The following is a 23,588-nucleotide window of genomic DNA, read 5'->3' as shown; positions in this document are numbered from 1 at the left end:
GGCGTCGGCTACGGTCGGCGCTATCCTTCCCTGCCCTGAAGGACGGGGCTTGCCGCGCCTTTTGGTCAATACAGCTGCGTCTTGACTCCGCTATGGTGGCGCTATGGTGAATAGAGGGGTGGGAGGATGGGTTGAGAGCGGCGATGGCAACAACAGACGTGACGGTGGTGGTGAAGATCGGCACCTCCAGCCTGACAGATACTCAGACCGGCTTGTTGCGTCTTTCGGTGTTGGGGCCGCTGGTGGAGGTGCTGACCCACCTGCGCAGGCAGGGGTATGCGGTGATCTTGGTCTCCTCTGGGGCGGTGGGGGTGGGCTGTGCTCGCCTTGGCTGGCGGCAACGACCGACGGCTATTGCCGAGAAGCAGGCGGTGGCTGCGGTGGGACAGGGGCGGTTGATCCGCCTTTACGATGACCTCTTCTCGGCTCTGAACCAGCCAATTGCCCAAGTGCTGCTCACCCGCGGCGATCTGGTGGAGCGCAGCCGCTACGTGAACGCCAATCGCACTTTTGCCCAACTGCTGCAGATGGGGGTTATTCCCATCGTCAATGAAAACGACACGGTGGCAGTGGAGGAGCTGAAATTCGGCGATAACGACTCGCTTTCGGCGTTAGTGGCCAGCATGGTGCAGGCCAAGTGGCTTATCCTGCTCACCGATGTGGACAAGCTCTATTCGGCTGACCCCAACCGAGATCCCTCTGCCCAGCCCATTGAGCGGGTGTTGCCCGGGATCCCGCTACAGGTGAAGGCCGAAGCCCAGGGGAAAAGCGGCTGGGGCACCGGCGGCATGGCCACCAAACTGACCGCTGCTCAAATTGCTACAGCTGCAGGGGTAACGGTGGTGATCACCAATGGCAAACGGCCTGAGCAGATCCCGGCAATTCTGGCCGGCGAGGCCATCGGCACCCGCTTTGATCCGGCTCCTCAGCCCGCCAGCGCCCGCAAGCGATGGATTGCCTACGGCCTCATCCCCGAGGGATCTTTGACTTTGGATGAGGGGGCGGTACGAGCGGTGTGCGAGCAAGGGCGCTCGCTGTTGCCGGCAGGGATCACAGCCATTTCTGGGGAGTTTGAGGCGGGGGCTGCCGTGCGCCTGTGCGATCCCAGCGGCCAGGAGGTGGCGCGGGGCCTGGTGAACTACAGCGCCGAGGAGCTGCGGCAGATTAAGGGCAAAAAAACCGCCGAGATTCCCCGCATCCTGGGCTACGAAGGGGTTGATACTGCCGTCCACCGGGATAACTTGGCCTTGCTCAATTGAGGCCATGGGTGAGGCCATGGGGGCGAGTCCAGGCGCGGTGCTCTGCACCACTAGCACGAATGGCTACAACGGCGGGATCCCAACGCCTATTCTTCCAACTGCCAGGGATCCTGAGCCAGCACCTCATCGAAAACCCGCGGGGGGCGCACGGCCATCAGCACCTGGCCCAACAGCGGAGAGGAGGGCGAGTCTTCTATCCACTCCACCGCCAGGGATCCGGCCCGATCCACCAGGAAAAATCCCGCCATCTGAGCTCCCTCCCAAACCCGAGCGGCGCGATCGACCACCAGCAAAACCGGATCCTGTTCTTCACCGGCAGGCACCGGCAAACCCAACAGGGATCCCAAAAGCCGGTTTTCCACCTGAAGGATCACCGGATCCCCGGCCTTTTGAATCACCGGCCAAGCAGGCAAGGCCATCCAAGTCTGCTCCGCCGGGCTGTTGACCCAGCCAAAGGGCCCTTGCGGCTCGCTGGGGGGGATCCCTTCCCAGGCGGCAGTTGCAAGAGGCAGGGATCCGGCCACCGGCAGCAGTCGCGGCAGATCTTCTTCCAGGCGAAACACCGACAGCTTGGGCAAAACGCTGCGTTGGGGGCGGGAGCTGGTGGCAATCGTGGACAAGAGCTGCTCCACCTGTCGGCGGGCTGTATCACTGTGGACATACTGAAACGCTCGACCGATAGCCCGAGTTCGCTCCTGCAGATCGCGGGTTTGCTGGGCCGTCCGCCAGGCTTGATAGGCCACCGCATCGCCGGGGTGATCCGTAAACCCTTCCGGAAGCTGTTGGAGCTGGGCATAATTTTTCACGGCGCGGGCGATCTCATGAGCATCAGCGGCATTCAAATGGCGACTGAAGATAAATTCCGCCACCCGAACCCGATCCTGTGGAGAGAGAATGCGCAACTCGTAGAGGATATCGCTGCCTTTATGGGCAAAATGCCCCAGAACTTCTGGGCTGGCTCCTGCTTTGGCCATCCCTTCGTAAACCTGGGCCGCAACAAGGATCTGGTTTTGGTGAATGGGCTCAAACCCGGTTGCCTCGAAGATGGCCTGGGGAGTCATTTTCTGTCGTTGCAAAGCTTGACAGGCCTTGGCCCAATCCAGCCACCGGCCCTCTTTGCGGCGCAGCCGCTCTACCAACAAGCTGGGATCCTCCTCCACAGCAGCAGGTTCCGGCAGATACTGACTCATGCTTGTTCTCCAACAGGCTGGACAGATCACCACTCCCCTGGTCCACAGCCCAGCAGAGCTGGCCGGGCATCTGGCCAAACTTGATCTTCAAACTTGATCTTAGGGCTGATAGCGGTTCTGGCCGAGTCCGGTCGCGACAGCGGGACGGAGTCCTTGGCGAAACTCTAGATCGCTGGGTCGCACAGCATCACCTGGGAAGGCTGTCCGCTCACCGGCAAGCGGTTCAGATCCAATTGCCAAAGCTGGAACTGGGGGGGCTTTTCTGCTTTGGGCACTTGCAGCCAAATCTTGCCCCTCTGGCCCACCTGCAACACCTGTGAGCCGTTAGGCACAGCTACTTGGGCCAAGGGATCCCCTTTTTCACTGTACAGCCAGAGGGAAGTGGATTGTTCCCCATCTCGACACAGCAGCAGCACGCCCCAAGGGGCCTTGGCCATCTGGACAGGTTGCCCTTTCAAGAACCAGCGGCGCACCCGCAGCGGATTCACCTGCACCGAGTGGAGATAGGGGCAGAAATCCTGCTGGCCTTCCTTGCCCCCATCTGTTGCCGCGAAGAGCAACCGTTCCCCCAGGCTGATCACCATCCCTTCGGGATCCAAGGGCAGGCGATGGCGAACGGGCTGGGATCCCGTCTGCAGAGGCAAACCAGTCGCGACAGCAGGACCGAGTCTTTGGGGATAGGGCAAGAGGCTCATCTCCACCCACTGCTGCCCCACACCTGTCAACAAAACCAGATGCTCCGAGAGGGCCAGCAAGCGGGACAGGGATCCCTGCCAAGGCCAACGAAAATAGCAGCGGGAATCGGGGAAAGGCTGTGTTCCTGTCGACGTGGCCGGCTGCCATTGTACGGCCCCCAACTCTTGGGCGGTGGCCCAGACCAGCTCCTGTCGCTCTGCCAGCCAGGTGGCCTGCCAATCCTCCTCAAAGCTGAGCAAGGTGCGGATGCGGCTGGGGCTGAGGTGCAAAAGGCTGCTTCGGGAGAAGGCCAGGGCTTCCGGGAAGGTGTTCAAGGGCAGCACCGCCCAAATTGGCTCGTCCAGGGAAAAACGGGCCAAAGCAGGGGATCCCAGGGCAAGGTTCTGGAGCTCCAGCCATTCCAGCCTCTGGGGGGTCACCCGCAACAGCAGCGGGGATCTGGAGCCGCTGGGATCCTCGCAGATGCAGAACTTTTGCTCGGCCAGGAACCCCATCCCGCCAGTGTCAACAGAGCCCAGATCCGGCAGATCCCAAACCTGTACCCCAGGGGGCGGCCATCTGGGCAGGCGAGGGCCAACCCAACAACTGGCCGGCTCTTGCCACTCTTGGGCAACCACCGCCAAAGCCGACCGCATTTGGGCAGCAGTGCGGAACCGCCGCAAGGGCAACTTGCGTAGGGCTATCTCCAGCACCTCCCGCAGCGGGGCAGGGATCCCTTCGGGACAGACAAACGGCTGGTTGAGGTGGGCGTGCATCAACTGGCCGGGGGATCCGGAAAAAGGCCGCCGGCCTGTCAACAGCTCCAGCAGGATGATCCCCACCGCGTAGAGATCGGAAGCGGGACTGAACTGGCCATAAAACCGCTCCGGGGCCATGTAGGCAGGGGATCCGGTGGCGCTGATCTCATCGGGAAGAGGCTGGGAGTGGCGGGCAATGCCAAAGTCTGTCAGCTTCAGTTGCCAGCCCTGGGGCGTGGGCTTGAGCAGGATGTTCTCGGGCTTGACATCGCAGTGGATCACCCCCTGCCGGTGGGCATGATCTAACCCGGCCAAAATCTGATCCACAAAGCCCAAAACCTGCTTGACCGGCAGCCACAGCCCTTGCTCCACCTGGTCGATCAGCTCCCGCAGCGTGCCTCCCTCGCAGTACTCCAACACCAGGTAGCGACCTTCGCGGGCATGTTCGAGGGCGTAGCAGCGGGTAATGTTGGGGTGGTTGAGGGTGAGCAGATGGCGCAGCTCCCGCAGCAGATTTTGGGTGGGAAAGCGTTCCGCCGGCAGCTCCTTCAGGGCCACCAGGTCTCCTCCTTGACGGGGACGGGCACAGAATACACGCCCGTACTGCCCTTGGCCGGCCAAACCCAACATTTGGTAGCTGTCGTGAATCGACTTGAGGGTACGGCTGCGTCGGGACACGGCCCTAGCCCACGAGGAATCAATACCGGCACTTTACATCTTTTTTTGCTCTTTTCGTTCCCGTCTTGGCTCAGGTTCCAGAACAACGAGCCCAGCAGCAGGTCTGCCGAACTCCCACCGGAAAGCCTAAGAGCCGGTCAACTGCTTGAGCAGCTCCGCTGCGTGGGTTTCCACCTTGACCTTGGTGATAACGGCCTCGATCTTCCCCTCCGGATCAATAACAAAAGTGGTGCGGTGAATGCCGTTGTACTCTTTGCCCATGAACTTTTTCGGCCCATAGACCCCGTAAGCCCTGGCCACCTTGGCCCCCTCATCCACCAACAGGGGGAAGGGCAGTTGCAGCTTCTGGGCAAATTTTTGGTGGGAACGGGCATCGTCGGCGCTCACCCCCAAGATGGCGATGCCGTGGGCTTGATAGTCAGCGTAGGCATCCCGAAAGCCGCAGGCTTCTTGGGTGCAGCCGGGGGTGTTGTCCCGCGGGTAAAAATAGAGCACCACCCGCTGTCCCCGCAACTGGCTCAAGCTGATGGGATTGCCCTCGGCATCGGGCAGGGTGAACTCCGGAGCCGGATCCCCAACGGCAAGGGGCATGGGTGGGATCCCTCCTCAGACCGATTTTTTGGGAGAGAGAATCATCGTGATGTTTCGCCCTTCCTTTTGGGGGGGCTGCTGCATTTCCGCCACTTCTTGTAAGTCTTTGAACAAGCGGTGCAGCAATTCTTCCCCCAACTCGGCGTGCTGGGCCTCACGACCGCGGAACATCACCGTGGCTTTCACCTTGTCTCCATCCCCCAAGAACTGTTGGGCGCTGCGCAGGCGCACGTTGTAGTCGTGCTCGCCGATGTTGTAGCGAAACTTCACTTCCTTGATCTCGGCAGTGTGTTGCTTCTTGCGGGCCTCCCGTTCTTTCTTCTCCTTCTCAAACTTGAACTTGCCGTAGTCCATGATGCGGCAGACGGGCGGATCGGCCTTTTCGCTCACCAAGACCAAGTCCAGATCTTTTTCTTCTGCCAGGCGCAGGGCTTCGCGCGGGCTCATGATCCCCAACTGAGTGCCGTCGGTATCGATAAGGCGGATTTTGGGGAAGCGGATGCGCTCGTTGATAGCCGGCAGCTCTGCGCGCTGCTTGCGGGGGAAGCGGTCAGGTGGACGCTCTACGGTCAAGTTTTCCTCTCTCAACGAAATAACAACACAAGACAAATGCTAAGTAGGACTAGCCCCCTTCGGAGCAGTGCCGAACCCTGAGTTTGGACTCTCCAATCAAAGTCGGCCACTGGCCCGCAGGCCAAGGCAGGCTGCACCTATACTAACCGGCATTTTCCGTCTCTTTCTAGAGCCGTCAAGCGTTGTCAAGGCCCGCTCACTTGGGGATCCTGCCAGATTGGGGCAACAACCGCGGTAGGATACCAAAGTGGCGATCCTGATGGGATCAAAGGTTGTTTGTCGGCCAGCAGGGAGGGCAGAAGCGGTGCAGCTCGGTTTAACGGAACGGGAACTGACAGAGTTGGCCCAAAAGTCGGTTCAGCTCATCCTCAGCCCGCGGGAAGGGGATAGCGAAGCGCTGATCCAGTACAAGTCTTCGGCAGAATTTCGAGCGGGAGTGCATCTGGCCTGTGCGGCCATGGTGTTGGTCTTGGCAGAGAACAACGAGCGCCTCAGCCAGCAGTTGCAGGCTACTTTACAAAACTTATCTGCAGCCGTCGAGACACCCTCAGAGAAGGCTGCCGGAAGCTAGCCCAAGGATCCGCGAACGGGGGAGGAAAAGCCTTGGCTGAGGTGCGCAGCGAACGAGACTCAATGGGGGAGCGGCAACTACCCCAGTCGGTTTACTACGGCATCCAGACCGCCCGTGCCCTGGAGAACTTCCCCATCAGCGGCCTCAAGCCCCTGCCAGAGTATGTGGAGGCCTGCGTGCTGATTAAAAAGGCGGCGGCGGAGGTCAACGGCGAGCTGGGGTGCATTCCGGCAGAGGTGGCCAAGGCGATTGTCCAAGCGGCGGATGAGATCCTCCAGGGATCCCTGCGGGATCAGTTTGTGGTGGATGTGTACCAGGCGGGGGCGGGCACCTCCCACCACATGAATGTCAACGAAGTGTTGGCCAACCGCGCTCTGGAGATCCTGGGGGAGCCCAAGGGCCGCTACGAGCGGGTCAGCCCCAACGACCATGTCAACTACGGCCAGTCCACCAACGATGTCATCCCCACCGCCATTCGCCTGGCTGCCCTGCTGCGGGTGCGACGGGATTTTCTGGGCACGCTGGACAATTTGGTAGCGGCGCTGGAGCAGAAGGCCCAAGAGTTTCGCGGCATCCTCAAGGCCGGTCGCACCCATTTGCAGGATGCGGTGCCGGTGCGGCTGGGGGATAGCTTCGGCGCCTACGCGGCCATCTTTGCCCAACACCGTCGCTGGATTGAGGAGGCCAGCCAGGCCCTGTGCAGCTTGGGGCTGGGGGGAAGCGCCGTCGGCACCGGCCTCAACACCCATCCCCAGTATCGGCAGCGGGTGGTGCAACGGCTGGCAGAGTATACCCAGTTGCCCCTCACCCCTGCTCCCCACCCCATGGCGGCGATGCAGAGCATGGCCCCCTTTGTGCATCTGTCGGGATCCCTGCGCAACCTGGCCCAAGATGGCATCAAGCTGGCCAACGACCTGCGGCTGATGGATTCTGGCCCCAAGACTGGCCTCAAGGAGATCCAACTGCCGCCGGTGCAGCCCGGCTCTTCCATCATGCCTGGCAAGTACAACCCGGTGATAGCCGAGATGTTGAACATGGTCTGTTTCCAGGTGATCGGGCTGGATACCGCCATCACCCTCGCAGCCCAAGCGGGGCAATTTGAGCTGAACGTGATGATGCCCCTGATTGCCTATGACCTCCTGCACAGCCTGCAGATTCTGAACAGCAGCCTGCGGGTCTTTGCCGAGCGCTGTATTCAAGGCATCACCCCCAAACCGGAGCGCTGCCGTAGCTACGCAGAAGGGACGCTGGCTTTGGTGACCGCCCTCAACCCCTACATCGGCTATTTGCAAGCTGCAGAAGTGGCCAAGGCTTCTTTGGAAACCGGCCAGTCCATTCGGCAGATTGTCTTAGAGCGCAACTTGATGACCCCGGAACAGGTGGCCAAGGTGCTGGATCTGGAGGCGATGAGCCAAATGCAGTCCTAACCCATTCGCTACAGTGGAGGCATACTGCTCCTGCCCGGCCATGACCATCGCCCCCTATCGCTGGCCCACCCAGCACGACTTGCCCGATACAGACGACACCCCCTTGGACAACGAGGATCAAGGCCGCCAATACCCCCTCCTCCGGGAACCGCTGCTGCTGCACTGGTCAGATCGGCAAGACTTTTTTGTGGCTTGCAATATGGGCCTTTACTACGCCCTACCCCGGCAGGTCATTGTTCCAGATTTGTTTCTGGTGCTGGGGGTTCCCCGTTGGCGGGATGGCACTGCCCGCAAAAGTTATGTGGTTTGGGATGAAGGGAATATCTTGCCTATTCTCATCTTGGAGATCATCTGCAACGACCAGGGGGAAGAAAAACCCGGACAAGCCAAATTCCAGCTCTACGAAAGGCGGCTGCGGATCCCCTACTACGTCACCTTCGAGCTAGAGACCGATGAGCTGAATGTTTATCAACTCCAGGGCGGACACTATGAGCTGCTCCCCGGCTCAGGCGCTGGAGAACATCCCCCAATTCTGTTGCCCGATTTGGACTTGAGTATCGGTCGGTGGTGGGGATCCTACGAGGGGCGAGAACGCTTTTGGGTGCGCTGGTATGATAGGGCAGGGCAATTGTTGCCTACGGGAGCTGAACTAGAACGGCAGCGGGCTGAATTGGAACGGCAACGGGCTGAATTGGAACGGCAGCGGGCTGAATTGGAACGCTCCCGAGCCGAACGACTGGCCCAGCGGCTACGGGAACTGGGAGAAGACCCTGAATTTTGATCAGCTTTTCCAGGGATCCCCAAAAAAGAAATCTCCACCTACCCCCTACACTGGAATCCTGGCATTCCAGGGGGACATGATGACCAGACAGCGACTCAGTTTGTGGACGAAGCTGGCCTATGGGGTGGGGGATCTGGGCACAGGCATGACGGCCAACATCCTCATCTTTTTCCTGCTGCCCTTTCTCACCAATACCGTTGGCATGTCGGCAGGCCTAGCCGGCAGCATCTACGCCATCACTCGCTTTTGGGATGCCATCAACGATCCCATCATCGGCATTCTCAGCGACCGCACCCGCACCCGTTGGGGCCGTCGCCGCCCCTGGCTGCTGTTTGCAGCCCTCCCCTTTGGCCTCACGTTCCTGGCCCAGTGGTGGATCCCTTTTCCCGGTCGGATTGGCCCCCTGTTTGCCTACTACCTGGCGGTGTCGCTCTTGTTCAATACCTTCTACTCTGCGGCCAATATTCCCTACGCCTCCCTGACAGCGGAGCTGACCCAGGATTACGACGAGCGCACCCAGCTCAACCAATTCCGCTTTGCCTTCTCTGTAGGGGGCAGCATGGTTGCGGTGGTTACCTTTCCGCTTTTGGTCAACCTGCTGCCGGATCGGGCTGCCGGCCATCTGCTGGCCGGAGCCTGTTTTGGAGTGATCTCGGCTGTGCCCTTGCTGATCTGTTTTTGGGGGGTGCGAGAACGGTATCCATCCCAACGGGATCCCATGCCCCTGGTTCAACAACTGCGGGTGGCCTTCAGCAACCGCCCCTACCTGTTTGTCAGCGGCATCTACCTGTGTTCTTGGCTAGCGTTTCAGTTCACAGCCACAATCATCCCTTATTTCATCGTCTTCTGGATGGGCCTGCCGGAGGTGTGGATTTCCTTGGTGGTACTGGCGGTACAGGGGATCGCAGTGCTGACGCTGTTCGGTTGGACCCAACTGAGCACCCATCTGGACAAGCGCACCATGTACCTCATTGGGGCGGGGTTTTGGCTGATCTCGCAGGCGGGCCTGTTTTTCCTCCAGCCCGGCCAGCAAGGGATCATGATTGGGCTGGCTCTGTTGGCCGGCATTGGGGTTTCTGCTACGGCCTATCTCGGCCCTTGGTCCATGTTGCCGGATGTGATCGATCTGGATGAACTACAAACCGGGGAGCGGCGGGAGGGGATCTTCTACGCTTTTATGGTCTTCTTACAAAAGGTGGGCTTGGCACTGGGGCTGTTTTTCGTGGGGCAAGCTCTGGATTGGGCCGGCTTTGTGCCTTCGGTGGCCGGAGAGGCCCTGCCCCTCCAGCCGGAATCGGCTTTGTTGGCCATTCGCGTTGCCATTGGCCCCTTACCGGGAGTGGCTTTGATCGGCGGGATCTTGCTGGTGTGGTTCTACCCAATCACCCGGCAGCGTCATCAGCAGATCCTGATGGAATTGGAAGAAAGACGGCAACAATACCACCCCAGCACCGAAAGATCTCCTTAGACCGCAAAATAGGCTACGGTTTCTAGCGGCAGAGCAACTGGCGCAATTCGGGGGTTTTGATCTTCGGCCCAGGCTACTCCTCTCTCAGGGGCCTGCAGGATTACCTCATCAATGGCCTGAAAAAATGGCCTGAAAATCGATCACTCCTTCATCTCGCGCTGGGGGCCGAATGAAGAAAATGCCGAGACCATTGCCTGATCATCACCTTGGCCCGCAGCCTGGGAATGGATGTCACTGCCGAGGGGATCGAAACCCTACAGCGACTGCACCAATGAGGCTGTTGAACTGCGAGTATGGCCAGGGCTATTTCTTCGCCAAACCTCTCTAGGATGCAGAGCAAATGCTGCGGTTGCAACTGGACAAGAGGTGAAGGGATCCCTGCCCTCAGTCTAGGATGATGCGCAGGCCGCTACCCGAGGGAGTCGCCGGTTCAGGGTTGGGCACAATCCGCAGCCCACTGCCGGAGGGCCGGGTCACCGTGTTGTCGATGTTCACAAGGAAGGTGTTGGATTGGCCGTCCCGCTCATACACTACCACGTCGTTGCGGTTGAACTGGGAGCGACAGATGATGGGGGAGTTGTCGGCAGCAGTAGCCGCACTGCAGCGGTAGCCAGGGGCAGAGACGATCTTGCCTTCTTCATCGATGGAAAAAGGAACTGCAGAGGGCAAGATTGGAGAAAAGACCGGCTGGTCGGGATTGAGGATCACCGAGCCACCTGTGCTGGGTTCTACCACGATCCCCCGCCCGTCGATGACGATCCGCTGCGCTTGGGCGGGAGAGACGGCCAGCGGCCCCAAGAGCAAAGCCAGGCTTAGGCCGAGTTGGAGGGGAAACAACAGCTTCATTGGATATCTCCTTTGGCCCAGGGCCATAACAGCTTCCAGGGATCCGCCAACGATCCTTGCAGGGGATGGATCCCTGGCTCAACTTAACTTGATCTTGATCTTGGCCCAGATGTCGGGCCGAACCCAGGGCGGAAGCCGTCACCTCTGTTGCCAAGATGGGCACTTTGCCGTCGGCTCGACTACCACAGCCCCGAGCGGCCCAACGCCAGCCCGACCACCAACATGCCCAACACCAAAAAGGGCTGCGCGCTGGCTTGGTATTTCACATCGTTGTTCAAAGGATCCCGCAGCAGGTACATATCTTGGAAGGTTATTTGCGGGATGATCAGCAGCACCAAAAGGGCCGCGTAAAGTTTTAGGCCCGCCCCCAGCAAAAACGAGGCCATGCCGAACTGGAACAGGTCGATCATCAGCACCGAGATCCAAGCGGCCCCCATCGCCCCAAACATCACCGGCAAAGAGGCCAAGCCAAACTGCCTATCCCCCTCGATGCTTTTGAAATCGTTGACCACAGCAATCCCCAGCCCGGCCAAGCTGTAGATCAGCGTCAGGATGCAGACCGTCCAGTTCAGCTCGCCAAACAAGGCGTGACCTGTCCACCAGGGCAGGGCGATGTAGCTGGCGCCCAGGGCGTAGTTGCCCAGCCAGCCGTTGCGCTTGAGCTTCAGGGGCGGCGCCGAGTAGATGTAGGCAATCAGGGCTCCTGCCAGCGCAATGCAGGTGATCACCGGGAAGTCATGGCCCGTGTACCAGTCCAGAGCGTAGGCCAAGCCCAACCCCAAGATCAGCAGCACCCAGATCTGGATAACCACCCGCTGCAGAGAGATGGCCCCCGAAGGGATCGGGCGGTAGGGCTCGTTGATGGCGTCGATCTCGCGGTCGTAGTATTCGTTCACCGTTTGGGTATAGCCCGTCATCAGGGGGCCCGCCAGAATCATGCCCACCAAAATGAGAGCCACATTCTCCCAAGTCCAGGTGAAGTGACCGGAAGATGCCGCCCCCGGAATCAGGCCCCACACCAAAGGGATCCAGGTGACAGGCTTCATCAGTTGCAAGTGCAACTGCCAAATGGAGCGAGACTCCACCTCTGCTCCTTTCATGCCCAGCAGTTGACGGACACGCTGCGCATTCGACCCGCCGGTGCCAGGGGATCCCTTGCCGGGATCCGAGTCTGGGGTGGTTTCTTCCGCAGTAGCTCCTACCTCCTCTAAACTGGGCTCTGCAGCAAAGGCCATCTCAGCCGCCATTTCCGACGAGGAGGGATCTTGGGGGATCTTTTCGCTCATGGTGGGATGCGCAATCAAACTGCAATAACGGGGATAACCACCCCCATTCTGAGACATCGTGACATACTCCCGCACTCATGCTGATGCATAGAGTACAAGCTTCTCAGTGACTCCTGTTAAGGACATTTCCTGAGCTTTAAGAACGGGATGCCCCACCGCTCTGTGTTTACCATAGCAAGGGTTTCCGCCTTTCATCCTGACCCTCATGCTGATACATAGAGGGCGTCGCTTCTCGGCGGTCTAGCTGACCGGATTCCTCAAACAAGAGGAGAGGTTGACGTTCTCCCCACGGCTAAAGCCAGAGGATCCGTTCTCAGCCAGCAAAACAACTCCCACTGACTGAGCTACACCGAGCATGTGGCTTATACCGCAGCACCGTGGGGGACGCCAAAGCGCTTCGCGCCGCCAAGGCGAACGCACCAGCTACTGGGATGTGGAAACACCCCAGATACTTCTACTTCACCTTCAGCACTGCACCTTTCTATAAATTCTATAAATGGGTGGAGCGATACTCACATCCTATCAGGAGACGGTAGCTTATCCCTAGGCATAAATGCCGGGGCCTGAGCCGCCGAGTTTTCGGTCAGCTCGCAGTTCCGGGCCATCTACACAATCTGTGCCGTCACGAATAGGCGCTGATGCTCGGCTGGGATCCGCTCTTTCTCTTGGGCCGGGATCACCAGGGGAGGTTGCTGAGTGTAGTTGACAGGATCCCGAAACCAAGCGCGGCTGTAGGTGTTGTAGAGAAGAGGACGGGGAGCGGGCGAGCGATTGGCCCGACCCAGGTGAATCAGGCGGTAGTCGAACAGGAGGCAGGATCCCTTGGCCAGGGGCGGATCGACAAAGGGCATCTGCTGGGCCAGCTCGGTATAGTGGGCATCGAAGACCGCATGGCTGCCGGGCCAGAGACGGGTCATGCCGTTCTCTTCGTTGACATCCACCAGAGGAATGAGCAAATTCAGGGCATAGCAAGGAATGATCGCATCCAAGGTCTCGTCGCCAAACAGATGAGACAGATCCCGGTGAACTTGTTGATCGGCGGATCCCGGCAGAGAGACCACCGCCCCCAGCCCGCTCAAGATCAACTCTGGCCCCAAAATCCGCTTCAGGATGGGCAAGATCAGAGGATGGGCATAGATGAGGGGATCGTTGAAGGGGCCCTCCAGGCGAACCGTTACCATCACCCGTCTATTGCCCACTAACAGGGCATCGGCGTGGTGCTCGTGGGTGCAGTAGCGGCTGTAGGTGGCCAGAAAGCTGCTGTGCAACTTGTCGATGAGCTCGGGGGGAAAGATCTCCGGCAACACCAGATAGCCCTCTGTGGAAAACAGTTCAAAAGCCTGCTCTACGGTCTCTGGATCCGGCTGCTGGAGCTCCTGTAAGGACTCCGTCCCGCTGACGCGAACCGCAGGGCTGAAGCGCAACTGGGCCAACATCGGCTAGGTCTCCTGCAAACTGGCCACAGCCATTAACATGCCCCGCGCTTTGTTCAGACATTCTTGATATTCCCGCTCCGGATCCGAGTCGGCTACAATACCTGCCCCGGCCTGCAAGCTCACCTGGCCCTGATGAACCAGCAGAGTGCGGATGGTGATGGCGGTGTTCAGTTGGCCAGAAAAGTCGTAGTAGCCATAGGCGCCGGCATAGGGCCCGCGGCGGCATCCTTCCAGCTCATGAATAATCTGCATGGCGCGGATTTTGGGGGCGCCGGTAACAGTGCCGGCAGGGAAGGTGGCCCGCAGCAGATCCCAGGCGCTGTACTGGGGATCCAGCCGCCCCACCACGTTGCTGACAATGTGCATCACATGGCTGTAGCGCTCGATCTGCATCAGGTCATCCACCTGCACAGATCCCAGTTGGCAGACCCGTCCCAGGTCGTTGCGGGCCAGATCCACCAACATCACATGTTCGGCCCGTTCTTTCGGATCTGCCAACAGCTCTTGCTCTAACTGCCGGTCTTCCTGAGGGGTGGTGCCACGGGGGCGGGTGCCGGCAATGGGGCGCACGGTGGCGATGCGGTCTTCTCCCACCCGGCTGAGTTTGACCATCACCTCTGGGCTGGAGCCGATGAGGCAGAGATTCCCAAACTGCAAAAACGCCATATAAGGGGAAGGGTTAATCAGCCGCAACGAGCGGTAGAGGCAAAAGGGATCCCCGGCAAGGGAGACGGTAAACCGCTGCGAGAGCACCACCTGGAAGATATCTCCGGCGCGGATGTAGTCCTTAGCCCGTTCCACCGCTTGGCAGTAGGCTGGGCGGCTCAGGGTGCTGGGGGGGATTTGTTCGCGCCAGCGGGACGGAGTCCTTTCCGACAGGTGGGGCTTCCAGTTGAGGTGCAGATGGGCCAGGGAAAGAGGAGCGCTGAGCTGCTGCATCAGCTTTTCCACCCGCCGGCAGGCTTGGGCATAGGCTTCCTCGGCAGCGTGGTGACGGGTATCGGCGAAGGCCACCACCCAGATCTTGCGCTTCACCTGGTCAAAGAGCAAAATGCTGTCCACCTGCATCAAAACGGCATCAGGGGGATCCCCCGGCTGCAGGGGGTGGATGGGCACCTTGGGCTCAATCCAGCGAATCAGCTCGTAGCCCCAGTAGCCAAACAGGCCGCCGATGCTGCTGGGCAATTCCGGCAAATGCACCGGCTCATAGGGCTGCAAGCAGCGGGCCAAAATTGCGAAGGGATCCCCTTGGTGGTGCTCCTGTCGGCCATCGCGGTATCGCTGTAGCGCCTGATCCCCGCGTATTTCCAAAACCCACAGGGGATCGCAGCCCAAGAAGCTGTAGCGGGCCACCTGTTCCCCCCCCTCCACCGACTCCAGGAGAAAGTTGTAGGGCTGGCCAGCACAAACCCGATACCAGGCAGAAACCGGCGTTTCCAAATCCGCCACCCATTCCTGGTACACCGGGATAAAGTTGCCCTGCTTGGTGAGGGCAAGAAACTCCTTCAAGGGAGGGTAAATCATGGCCTGCAACTTTTGTGCTTTTCCTGACTCTACCCCAGACACGGGATCCCAAGGGCGTGTGGATCCCTCTGGATTGCCCGGTTGCAACAGCGCCGAAAACCATTAAGCTGAGAGCGGCTCTACTCTCGGGATCCCTTGCCATGCAAAACCCATCTCAGGTGATTCGTGAGCGCCTCCGCTATCAAGGCCACAAATACACCTTCGTCAGCCAGCGTTTGCGTTTTCCCAACGGCAAAGAGGGGGAGCGGGAGTACCTCATCCATCCCGGGGGGGTGGTGGCCGTGCCTGTAACTGCAGCAGGCAAGTTCGTCTGCATTCGTCAATATCGCTTTGCGGTTGCCTCCTACCTTTATGAATTTCCGGCAGGCACAGTCGAGCCAGGGGAGCATCCCGATGACACCATTCGCCGCGAGCTGGAAGAAGAAACGGGCCTGCGTGCCCATCGCTGGGATCCCCTTGGCCAATTTTATTTGTGCCCCGGCTATTCCAGCGAGATTATGTACGCCTATCTGGCGCGGGAGCTGGAAGTGCTGGATTCCCCTCCCGATAAGGATGAGGATGAAGATATTACCGTAGTGGAGTTTTCTGCTTCTGAGCTTACAGAAATGGCCCGTTTGGGAATGGATTTGGACAGCAAGTCCATTGCCTGCTTTTGGCGGGCCCAATTGTTTTTGGCTGCCGAAAAATAGAGCCCTCCGTCGGGGGGGCTGCCCCTTGCTCCTGGGGGATCCCTTTCCAATTGGCGGGGCGTCGTTCCAAGCCGACTTTGTTGGCTACAGAGGAAGCTCCAGGCTTTTCACCCTAACTTGGTAGCCCATTGCCAGGCGAGATCAAGGTGAGATCGAGGTTGCGTTCGACATAAAAGGGATCCCTGTATCCCGGCTGTTTGGTTGACTGGGAGAACCTTGGAGTCCTTTAGAATTTTAGGGGCGAGGAGTGAGGAAATATGCGGAAGCTGTTGTGTTCCTGTGGTCGAATAGCCTGGGGAGCGGCCTTGGCTGCCACTCTACCGGTTGCTGCTGTTCCTGCCTATCCCCAGCCTGTGCTTCCGCTGCTGCCGGTTCCTTCTGAGGGCGGCGCTGCTCGAGGTGGGGTTGTGGCTTTATTCAATCAATCCATTTGGTGGGATTTTATTCGCGGCAATCGCGGTGAAAACCTGCGCCTGTTCCCGGCCAGCCTAACTTCCCCATCTCGCCAGGATGTGGTGGCCGTGTTTCAGATTCAGCGGCAGCCCACCGTGGAGCCGGTGGTGCGCGTTCTCAGCTTCGAGCACCAGGGGGGGTATAGCTTTCGTCTACTCCACACAGCTGAGCCGATCCCAGGACGGTTGGTGGAGGCTCACCTGCGCACGGACATTACCTCCAGCCCACAGCCCAAGTTGGTGCTCCTCACCGAGCGAGGGGGCATCAGCCTGCTGCGCTCTGTCTTGGTCTTGGAACACCGGCCTGAGGGACTTGTGCCACTGCTGAGCGTGACGGATCTGAGCAATGCCAGCCTGCGGGTCAGCCCGCAAGGGATCCTGGTCATCTCAAGCCCGCCCGGTGCCAGCCGTGACTTGAGGGCTACCCTCTACCAATGGGAGGGGGATGGCTTTGTCCGTCGAGATCTATAAGTCCATCATCTGTTGTGACTGTTGTGAATCTGCCTGTCAATATCCATCTTTGTCAGCGAGGTCTCGCGCGGAGCGGATGTCCGTCTCGGCTATCGCTGCCCTTGCCAGCAAGCTCCCAAGCTGGGGGCTTGTCCCACCTGCCAAAGGAACAGGCTTTCGGCCCCAAGGGGGTGAATACTCCAGGGATCCAGGCCAGACCCAAACCACCCGTAGGGATCGACGGCAGCCGGTTGGCCCGAGTTGGTGTTGTCGAAGCGACGTACCTCGAAATGAAGATGGGGCCCGCTGGCACAGCCGCTATCTCCCGATAGGCCGATGATTTCTCCTGGGGCCACCACTTGCCCCTCCTGCACCCCAACTTGGCTGAGGTGGGCGTAGAGGGTTTCCCAGCGGGGAAGGGTTCTTCTGTCTGCTCTCTCCCCATCGGAGAATTCTGGCTCGTGCAAAAGGCGCACCCGCAACCCCCTGACCGGTCGGCCCAAGCTGGGGCAAAAAAACTCCGGCTCCTCGCGGGCCAAGGTGACCCGTCCTGCGGCAGCAGCCAAAATCGGGGTTCCCACCGGCATCTCCCAGTCATAACCGGCATGGCCATCGCTTTTGCCACACGGGTGCAGCGGGCCAGGGATCCAAACTTGGCCTTGCCCACTCACAAACCGTCTGTTGCCATCCCTCTCCCCCAAAGGCAAGTCATGGTCGAAGAGGTTGGTGACGGGAAATTCCCCAACAAAGGGCTTGTGCAAAAACGGCCACTGGGGCGGCGGCGGATCCCCATAAGCAGAACGATATTTTTCCAGCTCCAGCCGATAGTCTTCCAGATCCTGACGCTGGGCGGGATCTTCCGTGTGCTGCTGCAACAGATCCACCAGCTGCAGGGCCTGAAGCCAGTCCTGGCGCTCCACAGCACGAGCCAACTGGGCGTAAACCCCCACCAGGGATCCCTGCGGCGAAGACGGGGAGGAGACCTGAGGAAAAACGGGCGATATGTTTACGAATTGATACAATAGACAGCAAAATATCAGCAGTGTCACCGTTAGCGGTGGTGACATCCCTGCCCAGAGGGCCATCCCAAGTAGGCCGGCCTGCAAGCAAGCGGGCTTGTTCTTGGCTTTAGGCTCTCTCTTGGGGCCATCCGCTTTTTCCCTCAGCCGCCGTATGGGTTGCAAGGAGACAGAGCGGCTTCGCTTAACCACTCTTCGGGAGTTTCTCATGCGTTGGTTCTCGTCCTCTGGTGTTCTCGTCAGCCTGCCTTTCCAGTCTTCTGTTGGGCGAAGTGTTCTGCCCCTGTCTGGCTCGATTTGGCAGCGGCTGGAGGCCTTAGCTCTGGGTTTGCACATTCTGTCTTTGCTTTTTGGGTTGGCAGGGTTGCTCTGGGTTGTACCCCATCCTGAGTGGGTGGCCAGTTTGCCCCCCATTGGCATTCAAGCTTTCTCCTTGAGCATGGGCAATGGCGGCGTGGCCTACATGGTGTTCGGTGCGCTGGCGGCAGCTCTGATGGGATCCCGGCTGTTGGGGGTGCGGCGCCTATTGATGTTTTTGATCCCGGCGGTGGGCATTTCCTTGGGCAGTGAGCTGTTGGGTACCAGCACTGGGATCCCCTTTGGCAACTATGGCTACCTGAGTGGGCTGGGCTATAAGATTGCCGGGTTGGTGCCTTTTACCATCCCTCTGTCTTGGTTTTATGTGGGGTTGTCGTCCTATTTGTTGGCGCGTGTGGCTCTGCAAACCCAGCGCCACTGGTTGATCCACTTCGAGGCCATCATGTTGGGGGCCCTGCTGCTCACCGCCTGGGACTTCGTGCTGGATCCGGCCATGACCCGCGGCTTGATCCCGTTTTGGACGTGGTTTCAGCCGGGGCCCTTCTTCGGTATGCCGCTGCAAAACTTCGGGGGTTGGATGCTGACTGGGGCTGCCTTCATGACGGTGGCCAATCTGCTGTGGGGCGAGGATCAACCCATCCTTGACCGCCGCCAGTTGGTGGGGCCGCTGGTGCTCTATGTAGCTAATTTTGCTTTTGCCCTGTTGATGAGCCTGGGCTCCGGCATTGTTGCGCCGGCGGGGCTGGGCCTGTTGTTGGGGTTGGGGCCCGCTTTGGGGTTGTGGTGGAGTGCAAAGACCCCATCCCGCTATTGCGAAAGGACTCCGTCCCGCTATCGCGACCAGCCTGAGCCGCCTTCCCATCCCCAAAAGGACTCTGTCCCGCTATTGCAAACGGTTGAGGGAGAGGCAGGTCAAGCCTGGGATACTTTGGAGGATCCCGGTTGGGTTGGCGCGAAATAAACTGGCCCTAACCTTTCCTCGGCGAGATCCCCCAGTTGTCCAGGCCATGAACTTCTGCAGCGACAATGTCACAGGCGCCTGTCCTGAGGTGATGGAAGCCCTGTTGGCCCTCAAGGGATCCGCCATGCCCTATGGAGGGGACGAATGCACAGCGCAGGTGCAAAGGCTGTTTGCCGAGATCTTCGAGCATGAAGTGGCGGTGTTTCCGGTGGCAACAGGATCTGCTGCCAATGCCCTGGCCCTTTCGGTGCTCACCCCGCCCTACGGGGCGATTTATTGCCATCCCGAGGCCCACATCAATCTGGACGAATGTGGAGCGCCAGAGCTGTTTACAGGTGGGGCCAAGTTGGTGGGGATCCCAGGGGAACAAGGCCGTATCGACTGGGGCAACTTAAAAGCAGCCCTGGAGCGGGCGGGGTTTGGGGTGGTTCATCACGTGCAGCCTGCCTGCCTCAGCCTGACGCAAGCCACTGAGGCCGGCACCCTCTACTCCTTGGAGCAGCTTGGATCCCTGGCGGATTTGGCCCATCACTTTGGCCTTAAGGTGCATATGGATGGGGCCCGCTTTGCCAATGCCTTGGTCGGTTTGGGTTGCACCCCTGCCGAGATGACCTGGAAAGCGGGGGTGGATGTGCTGTCCTTTGGGGCCACCAAAAATGGAGCCTGGGCTGCGGAAGCGGTGGTGTTTTTTCATCCAAATCAGGTGGGCGATTTTGAGTTTCGCCGCAAGCGCAGTGGCCATCTGCTCTCGAAGATGCGCTTTTTGTCTGCCCAATTGCAGGCCTATCTCCAGGATGGGGTGTGGCTGCGCAATGCCCGCCATGCCAACGCAATGGCCCAACGGTTGGCGCAGGGACTGGGATCCCTGCCGGGAGCCAAGTTGGTGTATCCTACCGAGGCCAATGAGGTTTTTATCGAGCTGCCGGAGCCGGTTCTCCAGGCCCTAGAGGGAGCGGGGTTTCGGTTTTACCGTTGGCTGGGGGAAGGTCACCACTTAATCCGCCTGGTGACGGCTTTTAACACTTTGCCCGCAGATGTCGAGCGCCTCTGCCAGGTGGCTCAGCAAGCCAGCCGTTTGCAATAGGCGGACGGAGTCCTTCAAGCTGACCAGGGATCCCCCTGGCCAAAGGCCTGAGCATCCCAAGGGATCCCTGAAGGCTGTTCATCGGCTCGTCAATCCTTAAAGTGGGTGCTGTCGCGACCGGGCTTTTTCTCCAGGCAGGGCGAGGCGGAAGTCGATCCCGTTTTCTTCGAGTTGTCCTGTAGCAAACCAATCAGCAGACAGGCCACCCCAAGGTTGATGGCCACATCCGCCACGTTGAATACCGGAAAGCGAATCCAGATCAAATTGAAAAAGTCCACGACATAGCCGTTGACGAAGCGGTCGATGCCGTTCCCCACCGCTCCTGCCCACACCAAGCCATAGCCGGCCTGTTCCCATCGGCCCAGGATCCCGCCGCGGATGGCCAGCAGCGCCAACGCCAGCGCCACCCCCAACGAGATCCACTTCAAGAGCTCTGCCGAATCTTCAAACAGGCTCCAAGCAGCGCCGGTATTCTCCACGTAGGTGAGGTGAAACACCCCTGGCCACAGCTCAATCTCTGGCCCCGGCAGCAGCCGTTCCACTGCCCAGCGCTTGGTCGCCTGATCCAAGATCACCCCCAGGATCCCGGCCAGCCAAAAGCCTTTGTTTTTCATGTCGTCTTGGCCTCAATCACGTCCACCGGCAAGAGCACCCCGATGAGCACTTTTCCCATCCTGACATGCTGCTCTTCTGCCGGCTCATTGCACAGAAGCTCAAGGGCGGAGCTCTGGACTCGAAGTTGGGCCTGTAACGGGATCCAACACCGGTGAGTGGCCTCAGAAGCGATTGGCCGCCTCTGGCTTGAGAGGAGCAGCAAGAAAACCGTCCAGCTTAGGCAACTGGACGGGGATCCCCTGGGGGTGGACAGGATTGGCTACCGACCCTGCTGCTCCAGGGAGCGGCGCAATTCACTGGCCATCTGCATAAACTCTTGCGGATTGCCCGCCTTGCCGTAGGAAGAGCGATCCTGAACCTTTTTGCCGCTGCCTTGGCGGGTGCGGGTGTTGAGCAAAGCGCTGGCCATTTCCATGAACTTGGCAGGATTTCCCTCGCTGCTGCCCCGCACGAGAGGGGCGCGTCCGGCACGAGTGACAGCCATAGATACCTCAATTTTCACAAATGAAATGCTTGTTACATTTTCTCACAAGGGCTCTGCGATCAACCAGGGCCAGCGTTTCCTTGCTGTTACAGCGACTCCGGCCAATACTTAGGGATCCCTCCAAGTGCAAACCTTGCCTGAGGTTGGAAAGAGCCATCAGCGAGTCGTGGTTTTCTCTTGAGTCCAATGATGGGTCAGCCAAATGGGGAGCACCGTCAGGCCGATCACCCCCAGAGCCACCACGCTGATCACCGGGCGCTGCCGAGGCTTGGTGAGCTGGCTGAACACCCAGATCGGCAGGGTTTGCTGCTGGCCGGCGGTGAAGGTGGTGACGATGATTTCATCGAAAGACAGGGCAAACGCCAGCAGGGATCCCGCCAATAGGGCCGAGGCCAGTTCGGGCAGAAGGATGTACCGAAAGGTTTGCAGGGGGTTGGCCCCCAAGTCGGCAGAAGCCTCCAGTTGAGAGCGTCCCATGCGGCGAAACCGCGCCAGCACGTTGTTGTACACCACCACCAGACAAAAGGTGGCATGGCCGATAACAATTGTCCAAAAGCTGAAAGGGATATGCAGCAAATGGATCGCCGAGCGCAAGGCGATCCCGGAGACAATGCCCGGCAAGGCGATGGGCAGCAACACCAAAAACGAGATCGTCTCGCGGCCAAAAAATCGGCTGCGATAGACTGCTGCTGCCGCCAGGGATCCCAGCACCACCGCCACTCCGGTAGGGTAGCCAGCACAGCCACCCGCAAAGACAAAAACAAGGCCCGCCAAATATCTGCCCGCCCCCAGGCCACGGCAAACCAATGCCAGGTCAGCCCCGGCAAAGGGAAGCGCAAAGTCGCCTCATCGGGGCTAAAGGCGTAAAGGACGATCACCAGCAGAGGAAGATGGAGAAAGAGCAGCACCCCCAGCGAGAACAGGATCCAAAGCCATTGGCCGATGGGAAAAGGGCGAATCGGCATGGATGAGGGAGAATACAGAGCTGGATGGGGAACAGTCTACAGGTAGAGAAATGGTCTGTGAAATAGCCTTGTAGGGAAGCAGCCTTTGGCAAGGACTTTAGATTGCTTGGCCGACTTTGGAGCTCCAGTCGAGCAGAGCATCCCAAACCCAGATTAAACTCGCAGCATGATCGCGTTTTTAAGCGGCCACCTTGTGGCCATCGAATGGGGAGAGCGCAGTAGCCTCACTGTTGAGGTGCAGGGGATCGGCTATCGCGTCAAGGCCCCAGGACGTTTTCTCAAGCAACTGCCCGCAGTGGGGGAGCCCGTCCGGGTGTTCACCCATTTGGTGGTGCGAGAGACTGAGCTGGTGTTGTACGGGTTTGGCTCGCCAGCCGAGCGCGATTTGTTTGTGGAACTCATCAAAGTCTCGGGGGTGGGGCCGGCTTTGGGCTTGGCCCTGCTGAATACCTTCAGCCTGCCGGAGCTGGTGCAGGCGGTGGTGACCGAAAACGTGCGCCTGCTCTCCCTCACGCCGGGGGTAGGCCATAAAACGGCCCAACGGCTGGCCCTGGAGCTGAAAACCAAGCTGGCCCACTGGCGACAGGGGGTGGGAGTTGCGGATCAACCCTTGGCCGGAGGGCCGCCCATGCCCATCCGAGAAGAGGTGGAAATGGCCTTGCTGGCCCTGGGCTACAGTGCTCAGGAAATTCAAGCTGCCCTGCAAGCTCTGCCCACCCACCGCCGCCCAACAGAAGATTGGCTGCGGGATGCCATCACCTACCTGAGCCAGCAGCCATGAAGCACCGCCGCATTGCCATTCTGGGCGGAACCTTCAACCCTGTGCACCATGGCCACTTGATCATGGCAGAACAAGCTCTTTGGCAGTTTGACCTGGATCAGGTGCTGTGGATGCCCGCCGGGGATCCCCCCCACAAGCCTCTGGCCCCTGGCGCCAGCAAAGCCGACCGCCTGGCCATGGTCAAGTTGGCCATTGCCGACCACGAGCGCTTCGCCTGCTCAGAGCTGGAGATCCGCCGTTCGGGGCGCTCCTACACCATCGAGACACTGCGCACCCTCATCCAGGAGCAACCCAATACCCAGTGGTACTGGATCATCGGCGTGGATGCTCTGCGGGACCTGCCCCAGTGGTATCAAGCGGAAGAACTGGCCCGCCTCTGCCATTGGATTGTTGCCCCACGGGTGGATGCCGGCGATGCCGCCCAGGTGCTGCAGGCGGTGGCCGCAAAGCTGCCCATCCAAGCCCAAATCCTGGAAGCCCCTACCCTGACGCTCTCTTCCACCTACCTGCGACAGCAAATCCAAAAGGGAGGGTCTATCCGCTACCTGGTGCCCCCTGCTGTGGAGCACTATATCCGTCAGCACCGCCTCTATCTGCAGCCCTAAAGGAAAAAAGGGGGCGGATCCCCCCTCTAGAATCACCAAATTTTCGGGCTGGAGGCCCGCACCATAGCCGCAGGCTTGGTGTCGAGAGGAAAGCCCTCCTCC

23 protein-coding genes are annotated in these 23,588 nt (G+C 59.7%); 11 read left to right on the top strand and 12 right to left on the bottom strand.

Annotated features, from left to right (window positions below; genetic code table 11):
* The first annotated feature begins 143 nt into the window (after nucleotides 1-143).
* Nucleotides 144-1,259 carry a glutamate 5-kinase gene (gene proB, locus NW840_RS07425; protein WP_041436197.1) on the top strand — a complete coding sequence of 372 codons (1,116 nt, stop codon included), beginning with the start codon at nucleotides 144-146 and terminating at the stop codon, nucleotides 1,257-1,259.
* Nucleotides 1,260-1,345: 86 nt separating this feature from the next.
* Here proB and raf1 read toward each other — a convergent pair whose 3' ends face one another.
* From raf1 to infC, 4 genes are all read right to left on the bottom strand, one after another.
* Nucleotides 1,346-2,449 (bottom strand): RuBisCO accumulation factor 1, encoded by a 1,104-nt coding sequence (gene raf1, locus NW840_RS07420; RefSeq protein ID WP_414343401.1) that lies wholly within the window; start codon nucleotides 2,447-2,449, stop codon nucleotides 1,346-1,348.
* Between the two features lie 164 nt (nucleotides 2,450-2,613).
* Nucleotides 2,614-4,560, bottom strand: a complete 1,947-nt coding sequence (locus NW840_RS07415; protein ID WP_414343399.1) for a serine/threonine-protein kinase — start codon at nucleotides 4,558-4,560, stop codon at nucleotides 2,614-2,616.
* 126 nt (nucleotides 4,561-4,686) lie between these two features.
* Nucleotides 4,687-5,151 carry a thioredoxin-dependent thiol peroxidase gene (gene bcp, locus NW840_RS07410; protein ID WP_011432174.1) on the bottom strand — a complete coding sequence of 155 codons (465 nt, stop codon included), beginning with the start codon at nucleotides 5,149-5,151 and terminating at the stop codon, nucleotides 4,687-4,689.
* A 15-nt stretch (nucleotides 5,152-5,166) separates the two neighbouring features.
* The gene (infC, locus tag NW840_RS07405) at nucleotides 5,167-5,724 is read right to left on the bottom strand and encodes a translation initiation factor IF-3 (RefSeq protein ID WP_011432175.1); all 558 of its coding nucleotides are present in this window, start codon (nucleotides 5,722-5,724) and stop codon (nucleotides 5,167-5,169) included.
* A gap of 259 nt (nucleotides 5,725-5,983) precedes the next feature.
* Here infC and NW840_RS07400 point away from each other — a divergent pair, with 259 nt between their 5' ends.
* The 4 genes from NW840_RS07400 (at nucleotide 5,984) to NW840_RS07385 (ending at nucleotide 9,971) form a co-directional block, all read left to right on the top strand.
* On the top strand, nucleotides 5,984-6,295 hold the full coding sequence (locus NW840_RS07400; RefSeq protein ID WP_011432176.1) for a hypothetical protein: 312 nt from the start codon (nucleotides 5,984-5,986) through the stop codon (nucleotides 6,293-6,295).
* Between the two features lie 41 nt (nucleotides 6,296-6,336).
* On the top strand, nucleotides 6,337-7,722 hold the full coding sequence (locus tag NW840_RS07395; RefSeq protein WP_414343405.1) for an aspartate ammonia-lyase: 1,386 nt from the start codon (nucleotides 6,337-6,339) through the stop codon (nucleotides 7,720-7,722).
* A gap of 40 nt (nucleotides 7,723-7,762) precedes the next feature.
* Nucleotides 7,763-8,503 carry a Uma2 family endonuclease gene (locus tag NW840_RS07390; RefSeq protein WP_011432178.1) on the top strand — a complete coding sequence of 247 codons (741 nt, stop codon included), beginning with the start codon at nucleotides 7,763-7,765 and terminating at the stop codon, nucleotides 8,501-8,503.
* Between the two features lie 79 nt (nucleotides 8,504-8,582).
* Nucleotides 8,583-9,971 carry an MFS transporter gene (locus tag NW840_RS07385; RefSeq protein WP_414343403.1) on the top strand — a complete coding sequence of 463 codons (1,389 nt, stop codon included), beginning with the start codon at nucleotides 8,583-8,585 and terminating at the stop codon, nucleotides 9,969-9,971.
* A 384-nt stretch (nucleotides 9,972-10,355) separates the two neighbouring features.
* Here NW840_RS07385 and NW840_RS07380 read toward each other — a convergent pair whose 3' ends face one another.
* The 4 genes from NW840_RS07380 to trpE form a co-directional block, all read right to left on the bottom strand.
* Nucleotides 10,356-10,817: a hypothetical protein gene (locus NW840_RS07380; RefSeq protein ID WP_414343398.1), complete on the bottom strand. Its 462-nt coding sequence runs from the start codon at nucleotides 10,815-10,817 to the stop codon at nucleotides 10,356-10,358.
* 179 nt (nucleotides 10,818-10,996) lie between these two features.
* Nucleotides 10,997-12,103, bottom strand: coding sequence for a chlorophyll synthase ChlG (chlG, locus tag NW840_RS07375; protein WP_414343396.1), 1,107 nt, complete (start codon nucleotides 12,101-12,103; stop codon nucleotides 10,997-10,999).
* Between the two features lie 605 nt (nucleotides 12,104-12,708).
* Nucleotides 12,709-13,539 carry a phytanoyl-CoA dioxygenase family protein gene (locus tag NW840_RS07370; RefSeq protein ID WP_414343395.1) on the bottom strand — a complete coding sequence of 277 codons (831 nt, stop codon included), beginning with the start codon at nucleotides 13,537-13,539 and terminating at the stop codon, nucleotides 12,709-12,711.
* A gap of 3 nt (nucleotides 13,540-13,542) precedes the next feature.
* Nucleotides 13,543-15,063: an anthranilate synthase component I gene (gene trpE, locus NW840_RS07365; protein WP_414343393.1), complete on the bottom strand. Its 1,521-nt coding sequence runs from the start codon at nucleotides 15,061-15,063 to the stop codon at nucleotides 13,543-13,545.
* A gap of 140 nt (nucleotides 15,064-15,203) precedes the next feature.
* On the opposite strand from trpE, the gene NW840_RS07360 reads away from it, so the two are divergent.
* On the top strand, nucleotides 15,204-15,752 hold the full coding sequence (locus NW840_RS07360; RefSeq protein WP_011432186.1) for an NUDIX hydrolase: 549 nt from the start codon (nucleotides 15,204-15,206) through the stop codon (nucleotides 15,750-15,752).
* 257 nt (nucleotides 15,753-16,009) lie between these two features.
* Nucleotides 16,010-16,675: a hypothetical protein gene (locus NW840_RS07355; protein WP_414332047.1), complete on the top strand. Its 666-nt coding sequence runs from the start codon at nucleotides 16,010-16,012 to the stop codon at nucleotides 16,673-16,675.
* Nucleotides 16,676-16,764: 89 nt separating this feature from the next.
* On the opposite strand, the gene NW840_RS07350 is transcribed toward NW840_RS07355, so the two are convergent.
* Nucleotides 16,765-17,676, bottom strand: a complete 912-nt coding sequence (locus tag NW840_RS07350; protein WP_414343392.1) for a M23 family metallopeptidase — start codon at nucleotides 17,674-17,676, stop codon at nucleotides 16,765-16,767.
* A 205-nt stretch (nucleotides 17,677-17,881) separates the two neighbouring features.
* Between NW840_RS07350 and cruF the strand changes: the two genes are divergently transcribed.
* Both cruF and NW840_RS07340 read left to right on the top strand, forming a co-directional pair.
* Nucleotides 17,882-18,952: a gamma-carotene 1'-hydroxylase CruF gene (gene cruF, locus NW840_RS07345; protein ID WP_414343391.1), complete on the top strand. Its 1,071-nt coding sequence runs from the start codon at nucleotides 17,882-17,884 to the stop codon at nucleotides 18,950-18,952.
* The gene (locus NW840_RS07340) at nucleotides 18,939-20,036 is read left to right on the top strand and encodes a threonine aldolase family protein (protein WP_414343390.1); all 1,098 of its coding nucleotides are present in this window, start codon (nucleotides 18,939-18,941) and stop codon (nucleotides 20,034-20,036) included. Before cruF ends, NW840_RS07340 begins: the two co-directional genes overlap by 14 nt.
* 89 nt (nucleotides 20,037-20,125) lie before the next feature.
* Here the strand turns inward: NW840_RS07340 and lspA are convergent, their stop codons facing one another.
* From lspA to NW840_RS07325, 3 genes are all read right to left on the bottom strand, one after another.
* Entirely contained in the window at nucleotides 20,126-20,650 is a 525-nt protein-coding gene (lspA, locus tag NW840_RS07335) for a signal peptidase II (RefSeq protein WP_414343389.1), read from the bottom strand.
* Between the two features lie 260 nt (nucleotides 20,651-20,910).
* A complete protein-coding gene (locus NW840_RS07330) occupies nucleotides 20,911-21,135 on the bottom strand; it encodes a hypothetical protein (protein WP_148202686.1) in 225 nt (74 codons plus the stop codon).
* 156 nt (nucleotides 21,136-21,291) lie between these two features.
* Nucleotides 21,292-21,909 (bottom strand): ABC transporter permease, encoded by a 618-nt coding sequence (locus NW840_RS07325; protein ID WP_414343388.1) that lies wholly within the window; start codon nucleotides 21,907-21,909, stop codon nucleotides 21,292-21,294.
* Nucleotides 21,910-22,266: 357 nt separating this feature from the next.
* Here NW840_RS07325 and ruvA point away from each other — a divergent pair, with 357 nt between their 5' ends.
* Together ruvA and nadD are read left to right on the top strand one after the other, a co-directional pair.
* Nucleotides 22,267-22,881 carry a Holliday junction branch migration protein RuvA gene (gene ruvA / locus NW840_RS07320; RefSeq protein ID WP_414332040.1) on the top strand — a complete coding sequence of 205 codons (615 nt, stop codon included), beginning with the start codon at nucleotides 22,267-22,269 and terminating at the stop codon, nucleotides 22,879-22,881.
* Nucleotides 22,878-23,486 (top strand): nicotinate-nucleotide adenylyltransferase, encoded by a 609-nt coding sequence (gene nadD, locus NW840_RS07315; RefSeq protein WP_011432197.1) that lies wholly within the window; start codon nucleotides 22,878-22,880, stop codon nucleotides 23,484-23,486. The genes ruvA and nadD overlap by 4 nt, the downstream gene beginning before the upstream one ends.
* The last annotated feature ends 102 nt before the right edge of the window (nucleotides 23,487-23,588 follow it).

The sequence above is a fragment of the Synechococcus sp. R5-13 genome (genome assembly GCF_047462015.1).
Classification (GTDB): Bacteria; Cyanobacteriota; Cyanobacteriia; order Thermostichales; family Thermostichaceae; genus Thermostichus.
Note: the sequence above shows the minus strand (reverse complement) of the source record. Positions and strands in the feature narration are given on the sequence as shown.